This window comes from Oscillochloris sp. ZM17-4 (genome assembly GCF_019599295.1).
Lineage (GTDB): Bacteria > Chloroflexota > Chloroflexia > Chloroflexales > Chloroflexaceae > Oscillochloris.
Genome location: NZ_JAIEWN010000063.1, coordinates 14,731 through 16,552, shown reverse-complemented (window position 1 = coordinate 16,552; position 1,822 = coordinate 14,731). Strand labels below are relative to the sequence as shown.

General features: G+C 68.8%; 1 protein-coding gene. It reads left to right on the top strand.

What is annotated here, in order from left to right; translation table 11 throughout:
• Nucleotides 1–87 precede the first annotated feature (87 nt).
• Nucleotides 88–1,821, top strand: a complete 1,734-nt coding sequence (locus K2Z83_RS25510; protein ID WP_220597994.1) for a transposase — start codon at nt 88–90, stop codon at nt 1,819–1,821.
• The last annotated feature ends 1 nt before the right edge of the window (nt 1,822 follow it).

Here is a 1,822-nt window from a genome sequence, read left to right as displayed (position 1 = left end):
CTTACCGTTCGCTTAAATCTGGACAGGGTTCGCAGAATCGGGTAGGCTCGTCGCATGAACGAGCAACCCACGATATACACGGAACGGGTGGATGACGTGCCGCTGCTGCTGGCCCATATGCAACGCCTGGGGCTGCCCACCATTCTGGACGCCCACTTCCCGACGCACGGCGGTCACCAGGGGCTGAGCCTGGGCTGGCTCGTGACCGTCTGGCTGGGCCACGTCCTGTCGCGGGCCGACCATCGGCTCAATCGCGTGCGCCCCTGGGCCGACCAGATCACCACGACCCTCAATGCCGTGCTGCCGCAGCCGCTGCGGCCCACCGACCTGACCGACGACCGCCTGGCGGATGTCCTCTTCGCCCTCAGTGATACGCCCCGCTGGGCTGCCTGCGAGGGTGCGCTTAACCAGCACATCCTGCGCGTCTACGACCTGACGCCGACCACCGTGCGGGTGGATGGCACCACCGCCAGCGGCTACTGGGAGGTCACCGAGGATGGCCTGTTCCAGTTTGGCCACAGTAAAGACCATCGCCCCGACCTGCCCCAGGTCAAGGTGATGCTGGCCACCCTCGACCCGCTGGGCATGCCCGTGGCCGTGGATGTCCTCTCCGGTCAGCGCACGGATGACCGGCTGTACCTGCCGATCATCGAGCGGGTGCGGGCCAGTCTGGGCCGCACGGGCTTGCTCTACGTCGGCGACAGCAAGCTGGGCGCGCTGGCGATCCGTGTGCAGCTCCAGCACGCCGGTGACCACTATCTGTGCCCGTTGGGCCGGGTGCAATTGCCGGTTGCCGCCCTCGACGCGCTGATCGCCCAGGCGTTGGCGAGCGCGTCCCTGACGACGATCAGCCGACCGGATGCCGATGGGCAGCCCATCCTCGACGCGGCGGGGCAACCGGTCGTCAGTGCCGAGGCGTGGGAAACCAGCGCCGACCTGACCAGCGAGATAGACGGTCAGCCGGTCACCTGGACCGAGCGCCGCATCGTGGTGCGCTCGCCGGCCTGGCAGGCCGCCCAGCGCCACGCGCTCGAACGGCGGCTGACCGAGGCCGAGGCCGAGGTGGCCGACCTGCTGGTCTCCCGACGAGGCAAGGTGCGCCCAACGACGCCAGATGAGGCGGCAGCAGCCGTGGCCCGCATCCTGGATCGCCATGACGTGGCGGGGTTGCTGGATGTGACCGTGCAGGCCGAGGCACAGACCCGCCGCGTTCGGGCCTATCGCGGGCAGCCGGCGCGCGACGAGACGACCTACACGCTGAGTCTGACCACGGCCCGGGTGGAGGCCGCCATCACCGCGGCGGAGGCCCGGCTGGGCTGGCGGGTCTACGTCACGAACCAGCCCGCCGAGGCGTGCAGCCTGACCCAGGTGGTGCTGGCCTACCGCGACCAGTACCTGGTCGAGCACCCGATCGGGCGACTGAAAGGCGCACCCTTGTCGCTGAGCCCGGTCTACCTGAGCCGCGACGAGCACGTGACCGGGCTGGTACGCCTGCTGACCATCGCGGTGCGCGTGCTGAGCCTGCTGGAGTACGGCATCCGCCAGAGTCTGGCCCAGGAGCCGCAGGCCGAACCGCTCAAGGGGCTGTATGCCGGCCAACCGAGCCGGGGCACCCGCCGCCCCACCGCCGAGCGCGTGCTGGAGGCATTCGACAACCTGACGCTGACCGTGGTCACATTGCCCACCCAGGTCATCCGCCATCTGACCCCGCTGTCGAGCCTCCAGCAGCGGCTGCTGGCACTGGCTGGACTGGAGGTTTCCTGCTATACGCGTCTGGTTGAGCATTTGTCCGAACCGCCGAGAGAAATAAGCGAACGGTAAG